The organism is Streptomyces sp. TLI_55 (assembly GCF_900206255.1).
In the GTDB taxonomy this organism is placed as follows: Bacteria; Actinomycetota; Actinomycetes; order Streptomycetales; family Streptomycetaceae; genus Streptomyces; species Streptomyces aquilus.
The window spans coordinates 5,078,308-5,103,060 of the sequence record NZ_OAOJ01000001.1 but is presented as its reverse complement, the minus strand read 5'-3'; the positions used below and the strand labels follow the sequence as shown (position 1 = coordinate 5,103,060).

Genomic DNA, 24,753 nt, shown 5'->3' with positions numbered 1-24,753 from the left:
CGGTGGCCGGTCAGCGCCTGTTGGCGCCGTTGAGAAGCGAGCGAAGGACTGCGGCGGCGACGGCCACGGACACGGCCGTGACGGCGACGGCCGCCAGGAGCGCGGTCAGGACGACGCCCACGACGACCACGCCGACGACAGCACCCACGTAGGGCGTCAGCGACTTGCCGGTGGAGGGCGCCGGGGTGTGCGTCTGCTGCGGGAAGACAGGGGTCGTTGGCAGCGTGGGAACGTCGGGGAGCTTGGGGCGGAACATGGCTGACCTCCTTGTCACTTGTCGGTGCCGTTGACCACGCCGACTCCGGAACGGGTGCCGGATTCGATGGCGGGGGCGAGGAAGGTGTGCGAGAGCCAGAAGCCGAACAGGGCGATCACGACGGCGACCCAGAGGCGGACGCCGAGGAACTTGATCGCGGCCCAGGCGATGACGCCCAGGACGAAGACGAGCGGGAGCGAGACGGTCACGGGGTCTCCTCAGCGGGCGGCGCAGCGGTGGGTACGAGCGGCCAGCTCGGCGGCGGCGCGGCTGTCGTAGTCCGTGGAGAAGCCGCAACGCGGAGCGGTGCACGCGGCGGTGTGCTTCTCGCGGCCCCGGCCGTCGTAGGACGTGCCGACCTGGACGGGGCCGATACAGACGACGCGGCGGAAACGGCGGTTGGCGGGCATCAGTCGTTCTCCTTTGTCTCGCCCGTGAAGTCGGTGACGTGGTCGGCCAGCCAGCGCAAGATCTCGTCACCCTCGTAGCTGTCGGCGGCGAGGATGACCGGCTCGGCGATCAGCACGGCTTCGGTGAGGCGGTTCTGCCGGGTCAGCTCGGCGGCGCGTTTCAGCGCGCGGAGCGTGGACGGGCGCATCGAGAAAGTTCCTCCGGGTCAGGCGAATTGGGCGGCGATGGCTTCGGCGAGCGGCAGCGGTACGCCGAGCCGGGCGCGAAGCGTCGAGGTGTCGATGGGGGTTCCGGTTCGGGCGCGGTGGTCGTCGGCGACCTTGCGCGCGTGGGCGACCAGGGCGGGCGGGACGGTGGTGGCAGGAGGCGGAGTCGGCTCCCTTGCTGCGGCGGGTAGTTGCGGTGCCGCGGAGGGCGCCGGAGCCTCGTCCTGGACTGCCGGGTTCTCCGCGGAGACCGGTTCGGCTTCCGGAGCGCCGTGGACGAGCAGGGTTCCGCCGAGGAAGGCGACGGCCGGCCATCCGGCGACGAGGATGCGCAGCCAGGCCGGTACGGCGCCCAAGTCGAGCAATCCGGCCGTGGCGACGTTCGCGCCGAGTGACGCGGTCAGCGCGACGACGAACCAGCACCAGGCGGCCGCCTTGGACCCTCCGGAGCGGAGCCGCCGCCACGCCGCCACCAGGAGCAGGTCCACGCTGACCGGGTAGGCCCACGCCTTCCAGCCGTCCTGTCCGGCAGCGGCAGCGAGGTCGTGCAGGTGGGCGAAGGACAGGGCTCCGGCGATGACGGCCTGGACCAGGACCGCGTCCACACGGACGGTGGAGCCAGCCATCAGGACGCCGTGCTGGGGTAGTCCGGGCCCTCGTCGGGGTCGTAGCCGGGCGGGAAGACACCGGGCGGCGGTTCGGGCAGAGACGCCGCGAGCGACGGGCCCAGAGCCTCGATGAAGTCCCCGTCAGCGCCGGATACATCGGCGTACAGGGCGAGTTGGCCGAGCAATAAGACGGTGCGGGCGAAGTTCTCGCAGTTGGGGCACATGAAGACCGCTCTCCCTTCTTCGGGCATGGAGGGGGTAGGGACTTGGCGCGGGACGGCCGCGCCGGCCGTTGGATCGGGGGTGGCTACTCGGCGACGGGGAGGGGGACGGTCACCGGCCCGGAGCCGTCCACAGGTACGGGCGGGGCGTACGGGCGGAAGGACGTGAGCCTTGGGACGTCCGGGGCGAGGTGCGCCGTCTCACGGCACGTGGCCGCAGCGTCGGCGAGGGACAGGTACGGGGTACGGATGCGTGACCAGCCGCCGGAGGTGTCGCCGACGACGGCCAGTCCGGGCAGCTCGGCGGCGATGGCACAGGCCGCGTAGACCGCCTCGGGGGCGATGTCGCCAAGCGCCATCTTCGCGGAGGCTTCGTCGTTGACGCGGTGGCAGACGCGGCCGGTGAGCTGGGCGCGGAGCATGGTCGCTCCTTTGCCGAGTTCGGCGCCGAATCGCTGGCCGCAGACCTCCAGGTAGATCCCGGCCGCGCGGCCGAGTTGGGCGAGGCGGATGAGCTGGGTGACCATCTCATCCCGCCGCTCCTCTTCCTTGCGTGCGGAGACGAGGAAGAGTTCGGCCACCTCGTCGATGAACAGCACGATGGGAGCCGGGCGTTCGGCATCCGGCAGACCCCAGATGTCCGAAGTGATCTCTTCTTCCAGGGTGCCGGGCGCGATGCCCTGTCGGGACTTGATCAGGTCGTAGCGGTCCTCCATTTCCTTGACGAGCACGGGCAGTAGCTCGGCCGCCTGATCGGGGTCGGTCGCCAGCACGGAGAACCGAGCGGCGAACGGCGCCAGCTCGACGCCGCGCTTGCAGTCGATGCCGACCAGGGCGACCGGCTGAGCCGCCAGCTTGGTCAGCAGGTTCCGCAGGTACATGGATTTGCCGGACAGCGTGGCGCCGAGGACGAGTTCGTGCGGTACGGCTCGGTAGTCACGTACGAACGCCGTGGCGTCCTCCCGCAGGGCCACCGGAACCCGCAGGTGATCAGCGGGAGTCCGGCGGGGCATCCGCACCTTGCGCAGGACGTCGAAGCCGACGAGCCGCAGTTCGACGACACCGGGCTTGATGTCTCGTATGTACACGGCATGTACGCCCCAGGCGTGGCGAAGGCGTTCCGCCGAGGCGGCGACGTCCGCTGGTTCCTGCCCCGGAGCCAACCGCAGCCGAACCCGGAGGCCCGTGGAGGTGGGGCGGATCAGTCCGCGGCGGGGAGGCGCGGGGCGTACCTCCCGGCGGGTCGTCGCCCTGATGGCCAGGGCCCGCCACCGAGGCGGCTCGACCGTGAGGCCGCAGGCGTCCATGGTCGAGGTGTACGAGGCCAGCAGCCGTGCCGCCGAGATCGGCAGCCCGACCGTGGACCAGTACGCCGCCGGGTGGGCGTGCCGGGCATAGGCCGCGCCACCTATCGCGGCCAGCGACCCGCCCAGTTCGGCCCACGTCACGAGGTCGGTCACGTCGATCAGACCGCCTCGGCCATCGGGAAGGCACCAGGCGCAACGGCGGTGGCCCGGTAGGCGATGCCGTGCCGCTGCTGCCCGTTGAACACGCTCTCCCAGGGCCGGGCGATCAGCCCCGGAAGCGAGACCGGAGCACCGACGGTCAGTCCGTCGGTCACGCCGCTCTCGGGGATGGTGACCTGGATCAGGGACGACTCGCCCTCGTCGATGAAGACGACGCCGACGGTCATCAGCGCCTCACCGCTCACAGCATCCTTGGCGATCTCGCCGGTCTGGCGGTCGCGCACCTTCGGCGCCGGCGCTTCGGTGAGCAGGATGGTGGCGGACGAGGCGTCAACGCGGATCACACGCACAGGGTTTTCTCCTTCTGAGTCGATCAACTCGCCACCTGACAAGTTGACTTAGCAAGTTCGAAGCTAAGGTTGCTAACTTGACTTGTCAAGTCGCTACTGAGGGGAACTCGCCCCGGAGGGCGGTCAGTTCAGACGGTAGGTGTCCTCCAGTTCCTGCCGATCAGCAGGAAGGAGCACGTCAGAGACTTGCAGTGCACGCCCCGAAGCGTCACAAGCAATCACCAGGACACTCAGCACGGGCACGCCATCCGGCAGACCAAGCAGCCGCGCGACCTCGGCGTCAGGCAGCCGAGCCGACACCCGCTCCGTCACATGATCGAAGCGGACCTTCTTCCGCGCTTCCAGGTGCGCGCGCCCGCTGCCGATCAGAGGCTCATCGACCGGCAGCTCGGTTCCATCGACAAGGTCGGCAGGGAAGTATGAAGTGACCAACTCGACCGGTTCGCCGTCCTCTTCGACGAGAAAACGCCGCGCTAGCACCTTGGCACCCTTTGGCAATCCGAGCGCCGAAGCGACCCGGGCGGGAACCGGCTCCTCACCGACGCCGATCAAACGACCCGACGTCATCGTCTCGTCGCGCTCCAGCGCCTCACGCCCTCGGCGGTCCTTCTCGGCGACGACCGCCGGCCGACCGCGCACGATCGTGCCGAACCCCTGCCGCGACTCCAGCCAGCCATCCCGCTTGAGCAGCTCCAGCGCCCGCACAACGGTCGGGCGGGACATCCCGAAGGACTGCACCAACTGGTTCTCACTGGGAACACGGGTGCCGGGCGCGTACGTGCCGTCCTCGATGCGACGCTGAATCGTCTGCGCGAGGCGCACGTACTTCGGTGGCTCCACTTCATACGCCATGAACGCCGCCCGTCGAGATTGGCCAAGTCAACTGGTCAACCAGACTAGCGAGTGTTCGGCCGCAGGAGTAGACGAGACTCAGGGCCCACTCAGGACCGCCAGGCATCGGCCATCACGAAGGCCACGACCGTACCGCCGTGACGGCTCGGGCCCGCGTGCCACGAGTCGGCGATGGAGTCGACCAGGAGGAGGCCGCGCCCGTGCGCGTCGTTGGCATCCGGTCGACGCATCCGCACGTTCGCCGGGAACCCAGGGTTGTGCACCTCCACGCGGAGGGAGTCCCCCTCACGGAACCACTCCACTCGTACGACCCAGGTGTCATCCGACCGCCCGTAGAGAATCGCGTTCGTGACCAGTTCGGAGATCATCAGCGCGCAGTCGTCGACCGAGCAGGCCGGGTCGTACGGAGCGATGAACTTCCGGAACCAGCGCCGAGCCGTCGACACGGAGTCCGGAAGCGGATGCAAGGTCATCGCCCCGAGGGACTGCCGTCCAGGTCGGCCACGTTCATGGGTGCTGTCGCCCATCCGTGCTCACTCCTTGCCGGTGCCGTCACAGTCGAGGCACCGTCGCTTCGATGTGGCACGGGCACGGTCGTTGGCGGCGGAGAGCGCCAGCGCAGTACGTGAGCTGACATGCTTCCAGCCACGTCCCCGGCACCCTCGGCAGGCTAAGTGCGTGCCCTGGTTCGGCCGCTGACTCGTCACACCGTGCCCCCTTCCGAGTAAGTGGCCTTAGCCACTTACTGGATAGTGGCATTAGCCACTCACGGCGTGCAAGCGGTTCGGCGCAACTGATGGTCCATCAGGTGAGCGGGTAGCCCTGCTCGAACGCCCAGCGATGGGGCGGGTAGGTGGCTTCGGCAAACTCCAACGGCCGGTCCTGAAGGTCGAATACGACGTGGTGAACAATCAACACCGCCGACCCAGGCGCCAACTTCAGATCCGCCGCCTCTTCGTCCGTGGCCGCCCGCGCACACATGCGGTCCTCCGCGTAGCTACCTTGACGGCCCGTCATGTTCTCGACGTACATCAGGGTGCCCTCCTGGATCCGCTCAGGATCGAGGAGCTTCGGCGCCTTCTGCCCGACATCGGGAGCGAACCACGAGGTCGACAGCGTGATGGGCCCGTCCTGGTTGTTCGTGATGCGTCGACGGTGTGCCGCCCGTCGATCCTTGACCAGCCCCAGCGCCTCAGCAACATGATCCGGCGCGTCCAGCCAGCCGGCCGACGTGATGACCGCGTACTCACCAGGGGTGTAGATCTTCCCCGTCTGCCGAGCACGCCCGTACAACTCCCGCGCCCGCCGGTTGACTTCGAGACTCCGCACGTAAGTGCCGGACCCCTGCCGCTTCTCGACCAGGCCCTGATGGCTCAGCGCCTCCAGCGAGCGAGCCGCCGTCGGCCTGGATACCTTCCAGTCCGCGGCGAGTTGCCGTTCCGACGGCACCTCGTCACCAGGTCGCAGGTCTCCCCGCAGGATCTGGTCCCGGATGAAGTGTGCGATCTGGAGATACTTCGGCTGAGCCTCCTCGATCTGAGGCATGCCCCCTCCTTGTCCAAGTGGCTATGGCCTCTAGCCACTATAGGGTGAGTGGCAAATGGTCGACCCCGTACGCTGTCGGCATGACGCGGTTGATCGTCGCAGCAGGAGGAGGGGGCGACGCTGTCGCCGCCACAATGCTTCACGCCGCTCTCTACCGCGGCGAGGACCAGGCAGTGATCCTCACGTACGCGTGGGACCGCTTGCTCGTCGATCCGGTACCAGGGCCGCGGGGACCGGACAACTTCACGGGGCTTGAGCAGCTGACCCCGACGGTTTGGACGGTGCCGGCGGATGCCCGCCCGATCGCTCCAGCGGGTTCCACACTCCCCCGGCTCGCGGCAGAGCTTCCGCACACGTTCGCCCTCCTCGACCCGCATCACGGTGCCGAGGGCGTCACCCGGCAACTCGAAGAGCTTGTGAGCGACCTTGCCCCGGCCTCCATCGATGTCCTGGACGTGGGCGGCGACATCCTGGCCCGAGGCGACGAGCCGACTTTGAAGAGCCCGCTAGCCGATGCCCTCACCCTCGCGGCATGCTGCCAAGTGAACGCCCCCGTGCGGCTCTTGGTCGCCGGCCCCGGATTGGATGGAGAGCTGCCGCTTGACTACGTACGCGGCATGCTCGGCCCTCTCGTCCACACCTTCACTGTGAAGGACGCCGAGTCGGTCAGCTCGGTCCTGAAATGGCATCCCTCCGAGGCAACCGGAATGCTCGCGGCGACAGCCCGAGGCGTACGCGGTACGTGCGAAATCCGAGATGCAGGCATGCCCGTATCCCTCACGGACGAGGGACCAACGGTCCACCAGGTCGACCTCGACGATGCGTTGAGCCGGAACGAGCTGGCGCGTGCAGTCTTGGCGACGGAGAGCCTGGACGAGGTAGAGGCTTACAGCCGCGAGATCTGCGGCTATTCAGAGATCGACTACGAGCGCAACAAAGCCGTATGGCTGAAGGACCAGGCAAAGGCGGAGCTCGACGCCGAGTCCGTTCTGTCCCAGCTTGGCGAGTTCGAGACCGAAGCCCGAGAGCGCGGCATCACTCACACGACGTTTCGCCATCTCACGGAAGTCCTGAGTCTGAGCGGCTCCCAACGCGACAGCCTGCGCCAGCTACTCATCACCAACCGCCCGGAGCAGTACGAAGCGCCCCTGTGGCGGATCAGATGACAGACACCCACGAACTTCCGCCCCATGATGCTCTCCCCGCCCCGCACGAGACGCTCGCCCAGACCAACTGGGCCGACTTGGAGCACGCTTACGGGCCGGCCGACGACGTACCCAAAATGCTGGTCGCGCTCCTGGACACGAACCAGGCGGTGAGGACCAAGGCGCTAGACCGCATCCATCAAGTCGTGCACCACCAGAACACTCTCTACGAGGCGACAGTGCCTGCGGCCCTGTACGTGGCCGCGATCCTTCCCGACCCACGGACAACATGGTCCGTCGACAAGGACCACAGGTCCTTCCCAGGCAACATGCGCGCCGAACTACTGGGCTGGATCAACTCGATCGCCAACGAAGTCACTGACGTCGCCGAGGCCAACGGCATCAAGCATGGGTTCCCTCTTGACGACCATCCGCCTGCTGTAGCCGTACGCGACATGCGGCCGTTGCTCTTCTCAGCCGCCGTCGCATACGCCGATGACGACGACCGTGATGTACGCGAAGCGGCCATCGCAGCATGCATCCCGCTCCTGGACGATCCTCAGGTGCGCCACCACCGAGCGGCGCTGGTCCCCCTCGTCCGGGAGATCCTCGGAACCAGCGAACTGTGGCAGTACCGGGAGCGGGCCATCGACGCTCTTGACGCATGGGGCGAGGACTCCACAGGTCTCGAAGGCCAGCGCGACCCCTTCTGGTTCTGCAACCCCACCTCGGTACCAGACCACCGCACGCGGTATCCGGGCGCTGACGCGGGTTGCAGCGAAGAACCACCGTTCTAGCTGGCCTGCCGCACGACCCCGAACACTGCTGTCGATATGCCCAGCCCCAGTTGATGCGCGACGTTTTGGTCCCAGGTGATGCTTGACGCTGCGCCTAGAGATCACACCATCCGACTGACCTGGCAGCTCGCTGCTATCGTCCGCCGGGTGACGAGCGACGACGACGTCTTGGACGCGATCAGGCAGAACCCGGATCTCGCTGAGCTGCTGTGGGGCGCTTGTGAGTTCGACCCCTCACGGGCCGATCACGGCGAGCCGGTCCGGCTTCCGTCGGGGCTGGCCTTGGAAGGTGTGGCCGGTGACTTCACTGGCGGGACGTTCTTCCTCTGCGGTAGCCGCAGTGAGGCGCGGCCCGTGCTGTACGCCAGCTCTGAGGGACAAGCTGGTCTGATCGGCCAAAGTCTCGCTGAAGCACTGGGGATCATGGTGGGACTACCGTCTTGGTGGGACTGCCTGAAGTTCTCCGGAGCTGGTGATCTGGCGGTCATGCGGATGACTGCCGATCACCTGGTCCGCGACGAGCGCCGCGACGAACCTACGATCACAGAGCAGCGTGCTCGCCTGGCTACGGCACTAGGCCTGGAGCTGGCATCCGTTCCGGTCCTGGTGGCTCGTCTACATGCCGCGGTCTCCGCTACGGCGCCTGACTTCGTACTCACCGTCGAGACCGGCGAAGAGTACGAGACCTTGTTCGGACCTTGGCTGCCGAGCCGCAATCCCGCGTGGTGGTGAAGAACGCCGACCCTGCCTCCCGCACCACGCCACACAGGCACGCACAGAAAAGATGATCACGGCCACTGTCAAGCATCTACCGGGACCGGACACACTGCTGCCGATAGCTGAGTAACAACCTTCTTCACGGGTTCAAGGCGGCTCGCTCCGCTCCCCGCGCGCGGCCCGGCCCCCGGCTGGGCCTGCGCTCCTGTCTCCGCCCCGCTCCAGCCCGGCCGGCGCCCGTGCCGCGCTCAAAGCATGCAGCCACCTGGCGCCAGAGAAGGGGTACGTCGTGGCTGGGGCGGTCGGCTCCACAGCTTTACGGAGCCACTTTGGCGCGAGCCTCGAAGATCATGGCCCCAACGTCGTGCTTTACCGGGCAGGTCCACAGACTGCCCGACGCGCCGGAAGCTTACGGGGCCATGATCACTCGCGCCAAAGCAGCGCCACCCCAAAGCCGTTCCACCGACCTTGAGTAGCCCAACCAGCCGAATCGGCTAATTGATCTGGAAGAATCAAGCTCCCAAACCAGAGTTGCGGCGCCAGCGAGCCTTCAACTGATATCTGTCGACTCCATCCAGCTCACCGAGATTGTGAAGACGGTCGATCATCGATGAAGTACTGACGTGCAAACGAGTCGCCAGGCTAGAGATTGTCTCAAGATCTCGAATATCACCGTTGATCTGCGCTAGGTGATCCCGCAATAGCCATGTAGGCATCAAAAACGCAGCTGCGAAGGCATTTGCACGCTGTTCTACGAAAAGAGGCGCCCACGGCCCGGATGCCACAGCTAGCTCGCTTGCCCTATTGCGGTCGAGCAGCAAATGACCCAACTCATGAGCCAGTGTGAAGCGCTCGACTTCGCGACTCTGACCCCATTTCGTTTGAGTGTTGCAAAAAACCTTCGGGCGCTGATTTGGACCGAATACGGAAACGGCACGAATTTCTTGATCAGACAGGCTGATCTTTTCGTGTAGAATATCCAAAGCAGCAAGCGTGGAATGAACGTCAATCCATGAATGCTCTTGGCGGCCAGCCAACATTTCACAAGCTCGCTCACCGAGCCAGCTTCCCTGCTCTCCTGGCGTTAGCTCTCGAACCTCGATTGGATCGAAGGAGAGCGCAAGCTTATTGAGCCACGATGACGCATCGTCAACGTGATTCTTGACCAACGCGGAGGCAAGGGTCATTACGTCATCACGAGTGATAGAGGGGCTGTATGCACCGTAAACCAACTGTGCGTACGCACTACCTTGAACGACAAGGGCAGTAACGCGGTTTTCCCCAGTGATCTCTTGCCGCACATCCTCGGCGACCTCGGAAAGCGCCTGGTCAACAGCAGAAGAAATGCTGACGTACTTTTCGAAATCAGCTCCAAGACCCGCAAGCCAAGCCATTCGGTTTGAGGTCTTTGATTCGCTTGCGATCGCCGCGACATCCTCAATCAATGCGGCCACTCGACGCGACTCGGGAAGTCGGCGAGAAAGTTCCTGCGACGCCGCTTGAAGTACCGCATAGACAACCTCGGCGGCCCTAACTAGATCAACTTCGTAACGCCTATGCGGGGCCAGAAAAGTGAACTCTTCTGGAATACCGATAAGCTTTTCAGCGCCAGTAGAGATCTCAAGCGAGGCCCCATATCGACGCATATAAGCATCCGGAAATAGTCCACCCTCGCGAGCGGACCGCAAACTATGCCTATCCCACCAAGCAGTCCACTCGTCAAGCCAGTCGAATTCATCCAATTCCTTAAGTGAAATCGGAGGATTCTTGGTGAGTGCCATAGCTTCAGCGGCCGAATAGCCTGCATTCTTGAGAGGTAGCTGCTCTTCATGGAAAATGGCATCCCAATTCTTGGTAACCCACTCCAGGAAGGGGATCATGTACCAGTGAGCAGCCTCGATCACTTCACTCTGCTCAAGGTGTGCGCACAAATTCTCTCCGGCCACCCACAACGCAAAGGAACCCCAAGAGCTGGCTTCCTCAGGGGTAGCTCGATCTTGCTCTCCATGAGGGTTGCGCAAAAACGAAAGCTTGAATGCAAAGTCGGCAGGGTCCCCTGCCTGCATCTCCCAGTTGCTCACAGTCATTGCGGTCACCAATACTCTTTGATGCTTCGACGTGACACTCGGTGGTCAGCTAACCACTGACGCCGAAGTCTCTCGGGCACTCTCCTCCACTCGACCGGGAAGCCATGCCAGCAGTCCGGAGCGTGTTCATGCCCACAGTAAGCTCGCTCCCCGTCCGTAGCATATCGCTTGCCCGGTTGGCTAGGGTCTACAGCGCTGTCGGCTAGGAGCGCCGGACCGTCAGCTTCCGGTGGGCAGAGCGAGCCGCGCGCTCCCGGTTGCCACGGCTCTTTGTGCTTCGCATTGGGCTCATACTTCAAGTGCCCCCCAGTTACTGTAAGTAACGCCCGTATGGCCACGCACCCTCAGTGTCCAGGAGAGTGCCCCAGGGGAGCAAGGGCCTGCGTCACCTACACAGGTGATTCTCGAAGAACGTGGGCCGGTGAGCCTGGCGCAGCCTCTCAACACTGGTTACGCCCCGACCGTCGAAGCTCGGTGGGCAATCGAGTGGACGTGGGCAGCACGAGCGTTGGACCAGTCAGCGGACCTGGCTGAGTCAGAGTGATCTTGCAGAGCTGTGCTAGCCGCGGTCCCCTGCACTATCTGGCACGGCGCATAGTCCTTGATCTCGGCTCTTCAGAACCGGGCTCAGCGATCGGAGGGCAGCATTAGCCTTCCGGACCGGCTCGCGTTAACAACTTTACTGCTGGTCAGCCCACGAATCGCTCTCCGAAAGACCCAAGCCTCCCAAGCTGAGAGTCCTGACCCTTGTCATGGGCCGGCCGAACGGCGCTTGCTCTGGTTGACTCCGAGCATGGCTGACGCCGATTGAGGCGCGTGATCCGTGCGTGCACTCGCTGTACGTCGTCGGCTGAGATTCGTGGCACAGATTTCGGCGGAGTTCTAAGGGCCGAGCCCCGTGCTAGCCGGCAAAGGCGGGGAGGGGTGTTAACCGAGGGGCGTAGGGTCCGTTTCTGTGCTAGTGCCAGGGCTCGTCCCCCTGAGTACGGGCTTCGATCAATGCCAGAAGCAACCGAGGGAAACTCTCACCACGGGCCGTTGTGGCAAGCGCGCTGCTAAACCTGAAGCGAGCCGGTTCATGTATCTCGGCTCAACTGAGATCAGCCCGTTGGCGCTCAGCAGGCGAGGTCGACAGCAGAAGCTGCGAAATCGTCCTCAAGGGCCTGGGGTGCGTCGTCCTTCGCTAGCAGTACCTCAGCATCGAAGAGCTTGGAGGTCAGCGCCTCCGTAAGGGGCGGGGGCACGGCATTGCCGATGATGACTTGAACCTCAGTGCGAGTCAGTTCGTAGCGAGGCTTGACTCTTTCATCGACGAACTTGAAATAGTCCGGGAAACCCTGGATACGCGCGGCCTCATGGGCGGTAAGACACCGTGGGACTTCAGGGTGGACGAAGCGTCCGCGACCCATCGTGGCGAATCCGCTGGTAATCGTCTGAGCCGGACGGTCCCACCACAAGCGGCCATACATCGACGTGTAATTGTGCTCGCCCTGATGACACTCAGGGCGTTCTTCGTTGGGCAGATTGTGCTCGTCGTTCTCGAAGAGATACTTCATACGCCGCTGGTTATCCGCGTTGGGTACGGCAGCCTCATCGAAGAACGACTTCGGTCGGACGTCAAGTAGGTCACCGATCGCCCAACGCAAGTCATGGGGTGCGGCTTTGTGATCTTCGACCTGCAGCAGGTCGGCAGCCGAAAAGCCAAAAGGTAGCGCGTCTTCTCGGATGGCCAACAATATGTGGCGTTTGCGCGTCTGGGCGACCCCGAGCTTCAGCAGGTCGATACGACTGGTGGCAACGTCATAGCCAAGCTTTCTAAGGTGAACGATGGCGCGGGAGACCACCTGCTGCTTGTCATTGACAACGGCCAGCACGTTCTCAATGACGACCGCGCGAGGGCGCAGCACCTCTGCGGCACGAGCCATACGCAGGTACAGCCGGTTCTTGGGATCATCTCGGCGAGTGTGATTATTGAGGTTACTGTGCCCCTGGCACGGCGGTCCGCCGATCAAGAGTCCGACCTCGCCCACCGTGGACCGCGTCGCAATCTCCTGAGTAGTCAACGATGCGCCGAGGTCGCCGTCGAAGTAGGACTCAACACTTCCCTCTTGGACGTTGGCCTTAGGGAAGTTGGCCTTGAAGACCTTGGTGGGAGCTGCCTCGAAGTCAACTGCGAGACGAACGTCCAGCGAGACGTCACGCTTGTGGGCTGCCTGGGCAATACCCAGAGTGAGGCCACCGCAGCCCGCGAAGAGGTCCACGACTCGCAGGGAGCCGACGCCCTCCTCAAACTTCGGCCGCCGCTTAGCCTGCAGGGGGTACTGCTTACCCACGCGTGCCCCCCATCTGCCCTTGCTTGTAGAACCGGCGGAACGAGCGGTCATGGTACTCGATCAAGGATGAAGGCGTGCGGTAGACCGGTAGGTCAGTGGCGCCCGACGTGCCGATCACGACGCATCTAGGCCCCGTATGCCAGCATCACGAGCGCCCTGAACCATCTCGGCATCGGCCCTCACCTGCGGCACCATTGCTGCCTCGGCGTCAGTAGGTCCCGCAACCCCGGCCGGTCCCGCACGAATCGCGGTCAGCGTCGAGTGCCTCAGCGCCAACCCCAGCAATCCGGGACCCTCAAGGGCCCCACCCACTCCCCCGCTGGCGAGTCAGACGTACTTCAGCGGTCCGGCAACGCATTTGATCTACCGTCAGGAACGTTGCCAGCTAAAATCCTTCAGCGCTCACTGCCCGGTCGACGAAGGACAGCAGCATGCCGCTCGAGGTCAACAAGCACGTCCAACGGATACGTCGCTACCAGCCGTTCGATGTCGACGCGTCGGAGATGATCTACGAGCAGGCGGACCAGGCGGACCGGACACAGTCGCCGTACCCCGTGGTGACGCTGGAGTACTTGGTGAGCGCCATCGAGCAACCAGCCGTGAAGACCATCGTCCTCACCGGGGACGCCGGGCACGGCAAGACGAGCCTGTGCGCCAACCTGCTGGCCGAGCTGAGGATGGGTGGCGAAACGGTCCCATCAGATGTCCGAAGGACAGTCTTCAGCGAGTTGCTCAAGGATGGTGATGCCGGCCGCCCTGTTGCCCTGACCCGTAGCGGGCGGCCGCTGTACATACTCAGGGATCTCAGCGAGCTAAGCCTTCAGGCGGGCGCCCAGAAGCTCGTCGAGCTGCTTGACCCCCCGGGCAATGGGGTTGCGATCATCTGCGCAAACGAGGGCCAGCTGCGTAAGTGCGTTGCCGAAGACGACCTCAACCGCAGTGGCACGGGGCGCGCCAAGATCTTGGTCAAGACCCTTACAGATGGCATTGCTCGTGGGCAGGTCAGCGACCCCGATGGCGCAGTCACGGTCATCAACCTCAACTACCAGTCCGTAGCGGCTGACGGTCGCACTGGTGGTTTTGTCCCCTGGGTTCTGAGGCAGTGGACGACCCCGCAATGGTCGCGGTGGAAGGCCTGTGAGACGTGTGATGCACGTGAGGTCTGCCCGATTCTAGCCAATCGTAACGAGTTGAACGATGCCACTCACGGGCCTCAGCGCCGGGCCGCGGTCCGGGAACTGTTCGCTGCCGCCGAGCGCGCCGGAGCTGTTGTTACGACCCGTCAGGCGCTCTCGGTTACCAGTTACATGATCACTGGTGGTCTGTCCTGTGAGAACGTCCACGCCAAGTACCAGCGGTCGCACTCCAACAGGTTGTGGCAAGCACCTCATCTGTACCACCAGGCGCTCTTCGGCGATCAGTTGACCCCGCACCAGCGTCACCGTGTTCCCGCATTCCTCACGCTACGCAAGCTGGACCCGGGCAAGGTCTCTCGTCGCCAGGTTGACGACCGTCTCGATCCGGATACAGCCGGCCGATTTCCTCCGGGGGACCCCAAAAGTTACCTGCAGAAGGCCCGTACGACCCGGGACGCGCAGAAGCAGGCCGAACAGCTGAGGGGCTTGTACACGTTCCTGCGACGTGCCGACTTCTTCAACAGCATCGACAGCAAGGACCGGTTTGCCCGCATGGGCTTGCAGGCCGGCGACGACTTCGTCACTGTCCAGAACGACAGAGGGGACCTGGCGGACACCTCGGTGCGCGACCGTTTCCTCAAGGGTTTGGAAGCCGTCCAGGGTATCCACCGTCCCGGGAGCAACCCTGACTTCCTCGTGCTCGACCCGGCCTTCTTTGCTCAACGCGCCCGCGCGGCCGTCATCTCCCGACGGGTGTCCAGCAAGAACGTCGAGGTGGTCGACCAGGTCACCCAGTGGCAGAAGGAAGGCCAAACGGGTGACATTCCAGGCATGCGGAATGCAGTCGAGTGGCTCAACCGCTCCATCTTCATTCGGATCCCGGCCGTCACTCCTGGCCAGGGGGCAGTTTCGGTCGAAGTAGATCTTCTGCGCTTCGAGTTGCTGACACGGTGGGCCGCAGGGCTGCGTAGCGAGACGCAGCACGAGGCCGAGATCCGCGGGCTGACCGGGTCTCTCGCAGATCTGGCTGACTCCTTGAACAAGGACGACGAGATCCAGGTCCTCGTGGGCAACGTCATGAGAAAGCTCATGATCGACGTCGGTGACAAGATCAGGTCGGTGCGAGCGTAATGGCTGACCGTTCTAAGTCAGAGGTCGTCCGCCGCCTCTTCGGGGTGAATCTTGAACAGCAGGGCCGAGGCTTCTACGTCCCGTTGGAGATGCTCGCGATCGCCCGCGGCGTATACCTGGCACATGAAGAAGACCCCGAGAAGCACGCGGGGCTCCTGGATGCCGGAGACCGGATCGCCTACAAAAGGACCTCACACGACCTGGCTCGGCGAATCGCTACCAGGGCCCTCATTGTTGAAGGAGACGAAGAACTCAGCAAGGCGGTCGAGCTGGACTCGCCCGAGACGTTGGAGACGCTCCACGCCCTGTTCTCTTCTCTGTTGGTCGAAATTCCGGGACGCCGCAGTCAGCCCAACTGGTTCGGGGCGCACATCTATCCGTTCGTGGGTGAGCTCATCCACTACGACGCAGTCGAGCGACCAATCGTCCAACGCGGTGCCACCCCCAAGAAGAAGGAGCAGGCCAGGAAGCTACCGGCCAAGGTCAAGGCGAAGGCTCCGAGCATTGAGCGCTATCTGTTCCGCGGCCCTGGGGGCTGGGCCTACAAGGTCCTGCGTACTGACTCTGATCCTGACCGCAAGGAAGCGACCCGGCAGGGCCTTGATGACCTCGTTCGGGACAGCGGCACCCCTCTTGGCAGCCTCGCAAAGGCACTCAGCGCCCATGACTTCGACTACGACGAAGAGCCCTACGAAGACGATTCAGAGAGAGACATTGACCTGTACGAGGACCTCAGCCCGTGGCCTGGCCTGCTGAGGATTGGGGCTCGTAACATCGTCGCCCGGACTACGACACCCCGGGCCAAGCGCACCGAGAGCCTCATGCACTGGGTCCCCTATTGCTTGGCTCGCCACCAGCTACGCCTCGCACGCGCGAAGTTGGGCCTCACCGATGGCGAGTCGATCCTCTTGGACTTCGGCAACGAGGCAACCCCGCTGCGCAGCGTGTCGCAGAAGAACCTCACCAGCTTCCGCAACGACATCGCCAATGCGATCAACGTCCAGGCCCGGGAAATGATCAACGAAGCCGAAGGCGACGAGGCTAAGAAGGGCCGCTACGAGCGATTCACCAAGGAGACCGGCAACGCCTTCGCATCGCCTCGAGCGTTCTTCAGTGAAACCCTCGCCGCTGTGGGAGCCCTGAACGCGACGTCCGGGCGCCGGCACTTCACCATGAAGCCACCGATGCTTGAGGCCCTGGTGTCTGCCACCATCCCACAGGGCACAGAGATGGAATTCGACCAGTTCTGTGCGCTGATGTACACGAACTACGGTCTGGTGACGGAGAAAACGGTCGCAGCTGTGAGCCCGTTGGTCCATGAGGTCGACTCATCGGTCTTTGAACACAACGGCAAGGCCTTCCGCGACAAGCTGGCCGCTATCGGTCTGCTCACTCAGTATTCAGACGCAACCAGCATGGTACGAGGAGAGCCCCGTTGACCGACAGCAGCACCCGAGCGCTTGGCCGGTTCATCGCCGATGAAGCACTACGCAAGGTCATTGAGACCAGCGGCGCCCGTGTCGGTCTGCGTATCAGCGGGTTCGATCCGCCGACCGTAACCGAGGCCCTCCGTCACACTGCCCAGAGGCTGTCCGAGTCGCCGGAACTTCAGGTTGTAGTCAAGGTAGGCACGTCGGAACAGATCGATGGCGTGCCGGATGATTTCCTGCTGGATCGGGGGGACCAGCTGACCAAGTGGCGAAATTCCGGGCAGGGCAGCGCGGTGCTGCTGTTCGAGTGGGGGCCGTCTCCGGACGCAGAGGGCCTGGCAGCCATGAGCGCTCTTGACGACGCCCCAATCCTCGGCGACCACCACGACACCTCCAGCGAGCGTGGATTCGACAGGTTTATGGCGGATGTATGGCGGGAGGCAGGTGGCAGCGGAACCGTTCCGGCCGTGATGGCCGGCTCCCTACCCGAGATCTGGCGTGCCGTCACCGATGAAGATCCCCTGTCGTTGCACCGCTGGGCTGCCTTCCTCGTCGAGACGGCGCAGAAGGTCGTCGCAACTCAAGTCCACACACCGGACGTCGTCTGTACCGAGATTTCTGCAGCCTTGCCCGCTCTTGGCCTCTTCCCGGACCGCAGCCTTTTTGCCAAGCCTGCCGCACTGCCCGCCCGGATCAAGAAAAACGTATGCGTCAGTGCCTTCAAGCAGCCCACCGGCAAGGAAATCACCGCGGACGACCTGATAGACCGCATCGACTCGGCTGAGTTCAGCGAGGAATCTCTGGAACACATCGGTGCGGATTCAGAGACTGTCAAAACGCGCATGCGCGACCTCGTACTCAATCACCGTGGGCCTGCCCTCCACGATCGTCGTCAACTGCGCAGTGGTCTGGACCTGACCCTTTGGCTTGAGGTCTTCGAGCAGAAGTCCAAAAAGATTGGCCTTGGCCAGCAGGTTAAGCAGGAGATCTTGAGGGCCGCCGCGGACCGGGTCGACGAATTCGACGCGATGATGATCGAAGAAGCGCTTGACCGCGGAGACCAGGAGTCCGCCCAGCGCTTTCTTGACGAAACACCCGCCGGTGGCGCTGAACCGCTAGCCGACCTGCTGTCCAAGCGTTCACGCCGCAAAGTTGAGAAACTCGCTTTCCCAGACTCTCAGTTCGTCCAGGACCCACTGCGTGCCCTGCTGCGCGAACTGACCTACTTCTCCGACGAAGAAGAAGGCTCCGTCGTCGTCCGACTTGAAGGAAACCAGGAAGCCGGGCGGTGGAGCCGCTGGTTGTTCGCCTTCCTGTACGCACGCACCCTGCAGGACATCCAGGACTCGACCAGCCTCCGTCTCACTCTAGAGGTCCAAGACTGCCTGCTGGACGTGACCAAGCCGTCCCTACCGGATAATCAAGAAACCCAAGAGCCATTCGAGCTAAATACCGAGTGGGCGCCGTTGCGCTTCCTGGTCGAAATGGACGAAGCCGCCCAGCGACGCTTTCGCTGGGATCCCATGGGCATCCCCGGTCAGATAGCGCTGGCAGCTCTCATCAGCAGCTGTCAAAACCCCCCTGCCCACGCCAGCAATCTGACCTTCGACAGCTTCCTTGAGAAGTTCAACGACCCCAGGCAGTGGCAGACCGACGAACCGGCTCCTGCCCCTGATACACATTTCGCCGGTCGGCTGGACCGCCTCAAACGGAAGCACTTCGAGCGATTCTCCCAAGGGCTCGACGCCACGAACATCGGCGAATACGTACGTGAGTGGGAAGACATCCTCCGCGAAGCCCGCACCACCCTGGTTCCCGACAACGCTCCGGATGCAGACCTCGAGGCAGTCGTGCTTGCCGACGTCGTTGAGCTGGCCGATCACCGCATGATGATGCTGGCCACCCACCCATTGAAACTGCGATGGCTGGCAAGGAACTACGCAGAGACCTCCAACAGCATTGAGATTGCCCTCAACAAAGAGGGTGGCTTGAGTCTCAACCAAGAGAACGAGGATCTCTTCTTCGACGCTATTGACCGCATCTCTCCACACGGAACACCGGCGGTCCTCGTCGGGCCGCGCGGCACGATCGCCATCCCGATGCGGGAATCGGCCGGCCATGAGGAGTACGCACCGGTCCGTCGCGGCGGCAACGAGTCCAAGGAATGGCTCTCCAGTGTCGACGAGGCCGCGATCGACGAGATGGTACGCGTCATCACCGACTACCTGACGACTTACCCCCACAAGCTTGACGGCCTACGCGTACTGCTTTTGGACCGCAACGGCGACCCTGTACTGCCCGTGCGCGTAGCCAAGCAGGTACGGGCCAAGAATCCCCGTCTGAAAGTTGATCTGGTGGTCCTGGCTCCCCAGGCCACCCATCACGAGATCATCCAGGGGTTCGACCTGCAGTTCTCTGGCGCGGAGATGTCCGAGGACAGCTTCCTGCCCGACGTTCAACTCATCCTGCAGGCATGGGAGCCCGACCAGACAACGGACCTGTCCGGGCTGCAAGGCACCATTGACCTCGCCCTGGCTCCGGCGCTGTTCGGCACCCAGACCAGTATCAAGGAGAGCACTAAGAAGGAATCCTTGTCGGGCTCCTTCAACCCCTGGAAGCACCCGGCATCACACAACCTGGCGCAGACCAGCGAGAACGTTGTGAAAGCGCTGTTGCCCGAAACCGCCGACGAGACTCTTGAGTCCTGGTCCACCTTGTGTGTGCGCTACGACCGCAGTTCCCCGGTCTCCCGGGAGAGTGTCGACGGCATCGACTACTTCGAGATGCAGGTGCAATTCCACCAGCACCAGGATCTGTTCGCCGAACTACACAGCGTGGCCCACTGGGTCGTCACCCTTGACAGCTTCATTGGTCGTGAGCAGATCGATGCCCTGCGTAACCGCCCAGACGTCATCCTCGTCAAGCCGAGTGTCGGCAAGAACGAGTCGTACACCCTCATCGTCAGCTCACAGACCGGCAAGCAGTTCGTCGTCCAACGACTACGACGCCGCCTGGAGCAAATCGGCGTCGTCACTCCGCAGGACTCTGAAAGCACCGCTCGGCGAATCTACGAGGTTGGCCGCAACGTGGCTCCTGGCGCCGTGCTGCGCTCCCTCGGCATCGGCACCACGGTCAACGAAGTTGTCGGCCTCGTGGCCACGCGGTTCGTCATCGACCAGCAGTTTCCCATCCCTCAGCAGGGCACGAGCCTGATCACCTGGATCAGCTTCGACGAGCACCACCGGTGGTTCGGTCGCGGACACAAAACCCGTGCCGATCTGGGCCGATTCATACTGACGGTCCAGGACGACGGCATCATCCGCCTGGATGTCCTGGTCGCCGAGTCCAAGTTCCGCCAGACCTTCGATGTCGGCTCAGCGGAAGAGCAGCTCAACCGCACCACCGACCTGTGCAAGGATGCCTTCCGCTCGGGCGGCGAAGCTCGCCACGACCGCCCCTTCTGGCTGGACGAGCTGGCCGCCGCAATTGCTCAGACCAGTGGAAACGTCCTACGGGCCGCAGACCTTCCAGCGCGCACCACGATCGGCAAGGACGACCATCGTCAGATCGAAGCGAAGGTCCTAGACGCCCTGCGATCCGCGGATGTTCAACTCGGCCAAGTCTGCGGCGTTGCCGTAGCCATCTCAGCCGAGGACGACCAGCCGGCTCCGGCGGTCAACACCTTCGGCAGGCACACCCTGGTAAGACTGAACAAACACGAGCTGCTGAACCTCATCGGCTCTCTACGCGCCAACCAGGACCCGACAGATGCCGACCACCTCGTTGACTCCTGCAACCTAAGTGAGCCCGCGGAGATCCCCCGCACAGTCGTCAAACCCACTTCAGGCACTTCCTCCGAACTCTTCGCCCAGGAAGAGCAGGCAGCACCTGGCGAGGCCGCCGTAGCGACTGCTCAAACGCCCGTACCAAGCGGAGCAGTTGCTGGTGACATCGCAGCAGGGTCCGATCCTGACAACCTGAATAGTCACCGCGGTGGGCTCGGCGAGGAGGAGCTGAGGCTTCGATACAACAAAGTTCTCGACGTCTTCCATCGCCACAAGGTCGGAGTTACCGCTCCAGAGAACGGCAAGTGGCAGGAAGGGCCCGGCTTTTACATCTTTCGGTTCATCCCCGACCCTGGGGTCACCGTGGACAAGCTGACCAACCGACGGGACGAGATATTTCTGGCCCTGGCACTCCCCTCCGGGTTCAGCATTCGTACCCGCAGCGACCGCGGCTCTGTGCTTTTCGAGATCCCCAAGATCGACGACGAGAAGTACGGGGTCGATGCAAAGGCGCTGTGGCAGCAGTGCCCGGCCAATCCCGAGAGCCTCATCGCCCCCCTCGGCGCAGATATCGAAGGCAAACCGGTCACCATCGATCTGTCCTCCGCGGACTCACCGCACTTGCTGGTGGCTGGCACTACCGGATCAGGAAAGTCTGTCGCCCTGGACACAATCCTCAAGGGCTTGGTCCGGTACGACGAGAGCACCTTGCGACTCCGCCTCGTCGATCCCAAGGGCACCGAGCTTGTCGACTTCGAGGACGACCCTCACCTTGATGGCGAGATCGGCATGGATGCCGCCGACGCCATCGAGATTCTTGAGGAAACTGTCGAAGAGATGACCGGGCGCTACAGGGACATGAAGGTGATCCGCACCCGCAAACTCGTCGAGTACAACGCCAAGGCCGACAAAGCGGACCGAAAGCCTTGGATCGTCATCGTCCTGGACGAATACGCCGACCTCACCAGCGATCCCGAAGAGAAGAAGAAAATCGAAGCGCTACTCAAGCGCCTGACGCAGAAGGCACGCGCTGCCGGCATCCACGTCATCGCTGCCACGCAGCGTCCGAGCGCGGATGTTATCTCGACGACCATCCGCTCCAACTTCCCTGCCCAACTCGCGCTGAGGGTCAAGACCGCGACTGACAGCCGCATCATCCTGGACGAGACCGGCGCCGAGGCTCTGGCCGGGCAAGGCGACGCCTTCCTGCACACGGCTAAGGGCACCGTGCGGCTGCAGGTGGCCTATGACGGGAGCTGACCAGGTGGTCCGCCATGGCTGACCTCAGCCGCCAGCGATGCGGCGGTCAGGACGTCTTTCTCGGACGATTCGAGGCCTCCTGCCGCCGGGCGACCACTGCCTCAATGACAGTAGTGGCACACGCCTGTGGTTCGAGGTGCTCCCAGAAGCGGAGCACCAGCCAGCCTGCCTCCGCAAGGCGGTTGTCCGTGTCTCGGTCCCGCTGGATGTTCCGACTGATCTTGTCTTCCCAGTACGGCTGGTTCGTCCTGGGCATCACGAAGTGGTCCGGGCAGCCGTGCCAGAAGCAGCCATCGATGAAGACGGCCACCTTCACAGGGCGGAAGACCATGTCGGCCGTGCGGCGCATATTCGGGAGAGGCTTAGCAGCCACCCGGTAGCGCAGTCCAGCGGCGTGGACAAGCGAGCGAAGGAGCAGCTCGGGGGCGGTATCACGGTTCCGGTTGGCGAGCATGCTCCGCCGGTTCGCGGCCGATGACGCCCACGACCCCTCCGGCGGTGTCCACTGCGCAGCCGGCGTTTCTGGTTGTCTTTGTTCGCTCATATCTCCGGCAGCTTAGGGACGGATTCCTCTGCGTCTGTCGGCCTGGCGAAAACCTGTTCCTGTCCGTTCAGCCCTATTCTCGGTGCCTTCCGTAGTGGTACGGGCAGCTGCAAGTCTCGCACTCATCAACTCGCCTGAGCTGAACACGGGCACCCCAGGTGCTTCAGCGATCCAGCAATGAGGGAGTCCATGGTGATGCCGTCGGCGACGTCTGAGAGCCGACGCGATCCCGAGCACCAGGTGAGTGTCTAACTGCGTGACAACGCCGACGAACGCCGACGGATGACCGCGAACATCTGCGGACCATCAGTACAGGTGAGAGCCACACCAGCCCAAGCCCCCTCCCCCACTTGAGTTGCTTCGGGACGAAGAGGTCGTGGGTTCAAATCCCGCCACCCCGACAGAGAAACACCAGGTCAGGCCCGGTGCTGAGGGATCAGCATCGGGCCTGAATCGTTGTTCGGCCCGTCTTGGTAGTCGACTTCGAGAACCGGCTCCCAGGACCCGTCTGACCGCACACGCAGGAGCGTGTGCGGTCAGAGCCAGTCCCAGTGTCTGAAAGCGAAGTACAGCGTCACAGAGACAACGACGATGACGGCGCTGGAAACGATGAAACCCGACTGTTGTCCGAAGCCGGGGTAGGGAAGGTTCTGTCCGTAGAAGCCAGTGATCGCCGTGGGCACGGCGATGATCGCGGCCCAGCTCGTCACCTTCTTCATGATCAGGTTCATCCGGTTCGCCTGCACCGACAAATTGGTCTCCATCACCGAGGCCACCAGGTCGCGCAGCGACTCCGTCCACTCGCCGGCACGCAGCACGTGGTCGTAGACATCGCGGTAGTACGGCAGCAGGGGGCCGTCGACGACGCCGAGGTCGGGGCGCATGAGGGCGTTGACGACCTCCCGCATGGGCAGGACCACGCGACGGAGCCGGACCAGTGACTTCCGCAGGGCGTAGGACTGGCGCTGTACGGTCTGGATCTGCCGGCCGCCTTCGGCGAAGAGCAGGTCGTCAAGTTCCTCGATACGTTCGTCGAGTTGCCGTACCGCGGCGAAGTGCCCGTCGACGACGTAGTCGAGCAGGCCGTGGAGCAGCAGGGCGACCCCGTGTGCTGCCAGAGCCGGCGTACGGTCCCAGCGGGCAACCAGCTCGTCGAGGTCGAACGCGGCGTCCTTACGGACGGTGATCAGCGCCTGCGGCGTGAGGATGACCGCGAGCTCGCTCATCGTCAGTCCCGCGCCGTCCGGGTCGATGGCGACCGCGTAGACACTGAGGAAGTGATGGGTGCGGTAGTTGTCGAGCTTCGCCCGCTGTCCCTCGTGCAGCGCGCCCTCGAGAGCCAGCTCATGGAGACCGAGTTCCTCGCCGACCGCCGTGAACTCGGCGCGGTTCGGGCGGTACAGGTCCAACCACACGATCGAAGACGGATCCGCCAGATGCCGGGAGATGTCGCGGACCGGAAAGTCCTCCTCGACCAGGGAGCCGTCGCGGTACAGCCGAGTACGGGCCATGTCGCGCACCCTAACGGCACCAGCGGAGCATCAGCGGGCACCACTACCGGATATCCACCCCGACGGGTGGGCCAGTGACTGACACCAAGAATGGACAGCGGACAGCGGCTGGCCCCCCGTTGATACCGGGAGGCTGACGCCCTGCTGTTTCTTCTGCCAAACGCGGATGGGGCACAGCCGTGGGCCCCGCGCCCGGCAGGGCGGTCCGGCCGGCCACCCGACCTGCCCTTCTGCGTGGGATACCACCGCGTCTCCTGGCGCAATGCCCGACATCGCTCACAAGCCGCATGCCTGAGCGAGGTCGGGCACTCGCCGTTAGCGTGAAAGGAAGGGGCACGACAGGCCGCCTGTTGCGTCGGAAAGTGGTGACCGAAGATGACGGATACCGGACTGCCGAACCGGCCCGAGACCCCTCGCGCGGGATCATTGGGTGAGCGCGGCGGGAAGAGTGCGGGGGTGCCGCACGGAAGCGATCCGGGGTCGCGTGGCCGTACGACTATCGCCGACGGTGTGGTGGCGAAGATCGCCGGGATGGCGGCCCGGGATGTGCCGGGCGTCCATTCGATGGGCGGTGGGTTCGCCCGTGGCATGGGGGCCATGCGTGAACGGATGCCCGGTTCGGGCGGGAAGTCCGTCACCAGCGGAGTGAAGGTCGAGGTCGGCGATGTGCAGACCGCTGTGGACCTGGAGATCGTCGTCGAGTACGGCGTCTCCATCATCGAGGTCGCGGGCGACGTCAGAGAGAACGTGATCGCTGCCATCGAGCGGATGACCGGCCTGGAAGTTGTCGAGGTCAACATCGCCGTCGGCGATGTGCATCTGTTCGACGAGGACGAGGGACAACAAGAGCGGCGGCTCGAGTAATCGCTTGCCGGAGCCACGGCGAGCAAGGAGCGCGCGATGGGCATGGCCGCGGTTGGCCTGATCACCGGGATGGGGCTGGATTCCGCCGGACGGTTCGC

22 protein-coding genes are annotated in these 24,753 nt (G+C 63.9%); 7 read left to right on the top strand and 15 right to left on the bottom strand.

The features are described 5' to 3' along the window. Positions 1-10 precede the first annotated feature (10 nt). From CRP56_RS23420 to CRP56_RS23370, 11 genes are all read right to left on the bottom strand, one after another. Positions 11-256 (bottom strand): SpdD protein, encoded by a 246-nt coding sequence (locus tag CRP56_RS23420; RefSeq protein ID WP_097267014.1) that lies wholly within the window; start codon positions 254-256, stop codon positions 11-13. A 14-nt stretch (positions 257-270) separates the two neighbouring features. Beyond that, the gene (locus tag CRP56_RS23415) at positions 271-465 is read right to left on the bottom strand and encodes a hypothetical protein (RefSeq protein ID WP_079309351.1); all 195 of its coding nucleotides are present in this window, start codon (positions 463-465) and stop codon (positions 271-273) included. A 9-nt stretch (positions 466-474) separates the two neighbouring features. Further along, the gene (locus CRP56_RS23410) at positions 475-666 is read right to left on the bottom strand and encodes a mobile element transfer protein (protein ID WP_097267012.1); all 192 of its coding nucleotides are present in this window, start codon (positions 664-666) and stop codon (positions 475-477) included. Further along, the gene (locus tag CRP56_RS23405; RefSeq protein WP_097267010.1) at positions 666-854 is read right to left on the bottom strand and encodes a hypothetical protein; all 189 of its coding nucleotides are present in this window, start codon (positions 852-854) and stop codon (positions 666-668) included. Before CRP56_RS23405 ends, CRP56_RS23410 begins: the two co-directional genes overlap by 1 nt. A gap of 18 nt (positions 855-872) precedes the next feature. Continuing rightward, positions 873-1,499 (bottom strand): DUF2637 domain-containing protein, encoded by a 627-nt coding sequence (locus tag CRP56_RS23400; protein WP_097267008.1) that lies wholly within the window; start codon positions 1,497-1,499, stop codon positions 873-875. Next, positions 1,499-1,666 (bottom strand): hypothetical protein, encoded by a 168-nt coding sequence (locus CRP56_RS23395; RefSeq protein WP_257040917.1) that lies wholly within the window; start codon positions 1,664-1,666, stop codon positions 1,499-1,501. The genes CRP56_RS23400 and CRP56_RS23395 overlap by 1 nt, the downstream gene beginning before the upstream one ends. 122 nt (positions 1,667-1,788) lie before the next feature. Next, entirely contained in the window at positions 1,789-3,162 is a 1,374-nt protein-coding gene (locus tag CRP56_RS23390) for an FtsK/SpoIIIE domain-containing protein (RefSeq protein WP_097267004.1), read from the bottom strand. Positions 3,163-3,167: 5 nt separating this feature from the next. Then, entirely contained in the window at positions 3,168-3,518 is a 351-nt protein-coding gene (locus tag CRP56_RS23385) for an SCO3933 family regulatory protein (RefSeq protein WP_030967041.1), read from the bottom strand. Between the two features lie 123 nt (positions 3,519-3,641). Beyond that, positions 3,642-4,370: a GntR family transcriptional regulator gene (locus CRP56_RS23380; RefSeq protein ID WP_097267002.1), complete on the bottom strand. Its 729-nt coding sequence runs from the start codon at positions 4,368-4,370 to the stop codon at positions 3,642-3,644. Positions 4,371-4,459: 89 nt separating this feature from the next. Further along, positions 4,460-4,843, bottom strand: a complete 384-nt coding sequence (locus tag CRP56_RS23375) for an ATP-binding protein (protein ID WP_179851102.1) — start codon at positions 4,841-4,843, stop codon at positions 4,460-4,462. A 331-nt stretch (positions 4,844-5,174) separates the two neighbouring features. Next, positions 5,175-5,915: a GntR family transcriptional regulator gene (locus CRP56_RS23370; RefSeq protein ID WP_097266999.1), complete on the bottom strand. Its 741-nt coding sequence runs from the start codon at positions 5,913-5,915 to the stop codon at positions 5,175-5,177. Between the two features lie 80 nt (positions 5,916-5,995). Between CRP56_RS23370 and CRP56_RS23365 the strand changes: the two genes are divergently transcribed. The 3 genes from CRP56_RS23365 to CRP56_RS23355 all read left to right on the top strand — a co-directional run bounded on the left by CRP56_RS23365 (position 5,996) and on the right by CRP56_RS23355 (position 8,589). After that, positions 5,996-7,081 (top strand): DUF1152 domain-containing protein, encoded by a 1,086-nt coding sequence (locus tag CRP56_RS23365; RefSeq protein WP_097266997.1) that lies wholly within the window; start codon positions 5,996-5,998, stop codon positions 7,079-7,081. Then, positions 7,078-7,857, top strand: coding sequence for a hypothetical protein (locus tag CRP56_RS23360; RefSeq protein ID WP_257040915.1), 780 nt, complete (start codon positions 7,078-7,080; stop codon positions 7,855-7,857). The genes CRP56_RS23365 and CRP56_RS23360 overlap by 4 nt, the downstream gene beginning before the upstream one ends. A gap of 147 nt (positions 7,858-8,004) precedes the next feature. Further along, positions 8,005-8,589 (top strand): hypothetical protein, encoded by a 585-nt coding sequence (locus tag CRP56_RS23355; RefSeq protein ID WP_097274386.1) that lies wholly within the window; start codon positions 8,005-8,007, stop codon positions 8,587-8,589. A gap of 497 nt (positions 8,590-9,086) precedes the next feature. Here CRP56_RS23355 and CRP56_RS48055 read toward each other — a convergent pair whose 3' ends face one another. Then, positions 9,087-10,661, bottom strand: coding sequence for an ImmA/IrrE family metallo-endopeptidase (locus tag CRP56_RS48055; RefSeq protein WP_097266995.1), 1,575 nt, complete (start codon positions 10,659-10,661; stop codon positions 9,087-9,089). Between the two features lie 1,115 nt (positions 10,662-11,776). After that, the gene (locus CRP56_RS23345; protein WP_179851101.1) at positions 11,777-12,994 is read right to left on the bottom strand and encodes a DNA cytosine methyltransferase; all 1,218 of its coding nucleotides are present in this window, start codon (positions 12,992-12,994) and stop codon (positions 11,777-11,779) included. Positions 12,995-13,425: 431 nt separating this feature from the next. Between CRP56_RS23345 and CRP56_RS23340 the strand changes: the two genes are divergently transcribed. Genes CRP56_RS23340 through CRP56_RS23330 form a run of 3 tightly spaced genes read left to right on the top strand, consistent with a single transcriptional unit; the run spans position 13,426 to position 21,736 of the window. Further along, positions 13,426-15,261, top strand: a complete 1,836-nt coding sequence (locus tag CRP56_RS23340; RefSeq protein ID WP_097266991.1) for a hypothetical protein — start codon at positions 13,426-13,428, stop codon at positions 15,259-15,261. Between the two features lie 44 nt (positions 15,262-15,305). Further along, positions 15,306-16,700 (top strand): hypothetical protein, encoded by a 1,395-nt coding sequence (locus CRP56_RS23335; RefSeq protein WP_143664930.1) that lies wholly within the window; start codon positions 15,306-15,308, stop codon positions 16,698-16,700. Beyond that, a complete protein-coding gene (locus tag CRP56_RS23330; protein WP_097266987.1) occupies positions 16,697-21,736 on the top strand; it encodes an FtsK/SpoIIIE domain-containing protein in 5,040 nt (1,679 codons plus the stop codon). Before CRP56_RS23335 ends, CRP56_RS23330 begins: the two co-directional genes overlap by 4 nt. Positions 21,737-21,782: 46 nt before the next feature. On the opposite strand, the gene CRP56_RS23325 is transcribed toward CRP56_RS23330, so the two are convergent. Beyond that, a complete protein-coding gene (locus CRP56_RS23325; RefSeq protein WP_097266985.1) occupies positions 21,783-22,280 on the bottom strand; it encodes a very short patch repair endonuclease in 498 nt (165 codons plus the stop codon). Between the two features lie 536 nt (positions 22,281-22,816). Further along, positions 22,817-23,791 (bottom strand): magnesium transporter CorA family protein, encoded by a 975-nt coding sequence (locus tag CRP56_RS23320; protein ID WP_097266983.1) that lies wholly within the window; start codon positions 23,789-23,791, stop codon positions 22,817-22,819. 375 nt (positions 23,792-24,166) lie between these two features. Here CRP56_RS23320 and CRP56_RS23315 point away from each other — a divergent pair, with 375 nt between their 5' ends. Further along, a complete protein-coding gene (locus CRP56_RS23315) occupies positions 24,167-24,655 on the top strand; it encodes an Asp23/Gls24 family envelope stress response protein (protein WP_097266980.1) in 489 nt (162 codons plus the stop codon). Positions 24,656-24,753 lie beyond the last annotated feature (98 nt).

Excerpts from the sequence above, each read along its gene's own strand:
- CRP56_RS23420 (WP_097267014.1), bottom strand. The coding sequence starts at position 256 with ATGTTCCGCCCCAAGCTCCCCGACGTTCCCACGCTGCCAACGACCCCT.
- CRP56_RS23410 (WP_097267012.1), bottom strand. The coding sequence starts at position 666 with ATGCCCGCCAACCGCCGTTTCCGCCGCGTCGTCTGTATCGGCCCCGTC.
- CRP56_RS23405 (WP_097267010.1), bottom strand. The coding sequence starts at position 854 with ATGCGCCCGTCCACGCTCCGCGCGCTGAAACGCGCCGCCGAGCTGACC.
- CRP56_RS23400 (WP_097267008.1), bottom strand. The coding sequence starts at position 1,499 with ATGGCTGGCTCCACCGTCCGTGTGGACGCGGTCCTGGTCCAGGCCGTC.
- CRP56_RS23380 (WP_097267002.1), bottom strand. The coding sequence starts at position 4,370 with ATGGCGTATGAAGTGGAGCCACCGAAGTACGTGCGCCTCGCGCAGACG.
- CRP56_RS23375 (WP_179851102.1), bottom strand. The coding sequence starts at position 4,843 with ATGACCTTGCATCCGCTTCCGGACTCCGTGTCGACGGCTCGGCGCTGG.
- CRP56_RS23370 (WP_097266999.1), bottom strand. The coding sequence starts at position 5,915 with ATGCCTCAGATCGAGGAGGCTCAGCCGAAGTATCTCCAGATCGCACAC.
- CRP56_RS23365 (WP_097266997.1), top strand. The coding sequence starts at position 5,996 with ATGACGCGGTTGATCGTCGCAGCAGGAGGAGGGGGCGACGCTGTCGCC.
- CRP56_RS23360 (WP_257040915.1), top strand. The coding sequence starts at position 7,078 with ATGACAGACACCCACGAACTTCCGCCCCATGATGCTCTCCCCGCCCCG.
- CRP56_RS48055 (WP_097266995.1), bottom strand. The coding sequence starts at position 10,661 with ATGACTGTGAGCAACTGGGAGATGCAGGCAGGGGACCCTGCCGACTTT.
- CRP56_RS23340 (WP_097266991.1), top strand. The coding sequence starts at position 13,426 with ATGCCGCTCGAGGTCAACAAGCACGTCCAACGGATACGTCGCTACCAG.
- CRP56_RS23325 (WP_097266985.1), bottom strand. The coding sequence starts at position 22,280 with ATGAGCGAACAAAGACAACCAGAAACGCCGGCTGCGCAGTGGACACCG.
- CRP56_RS23320 (WP_097266983.1), bottom strand. The coding sequence starts at position 23,791 with ATGGCCCGTACTCGGCTGTACCGCGACGGCTCCCTGGTCGAGGAGGAC.
- CRP56_RS23315 (WP_097266980.1), top strand. The coding sequence starts at position 24,167 with ATGACGGATACCGGACTGCCGAACCGGCCCGAGACCCCTCGCGCGGGA.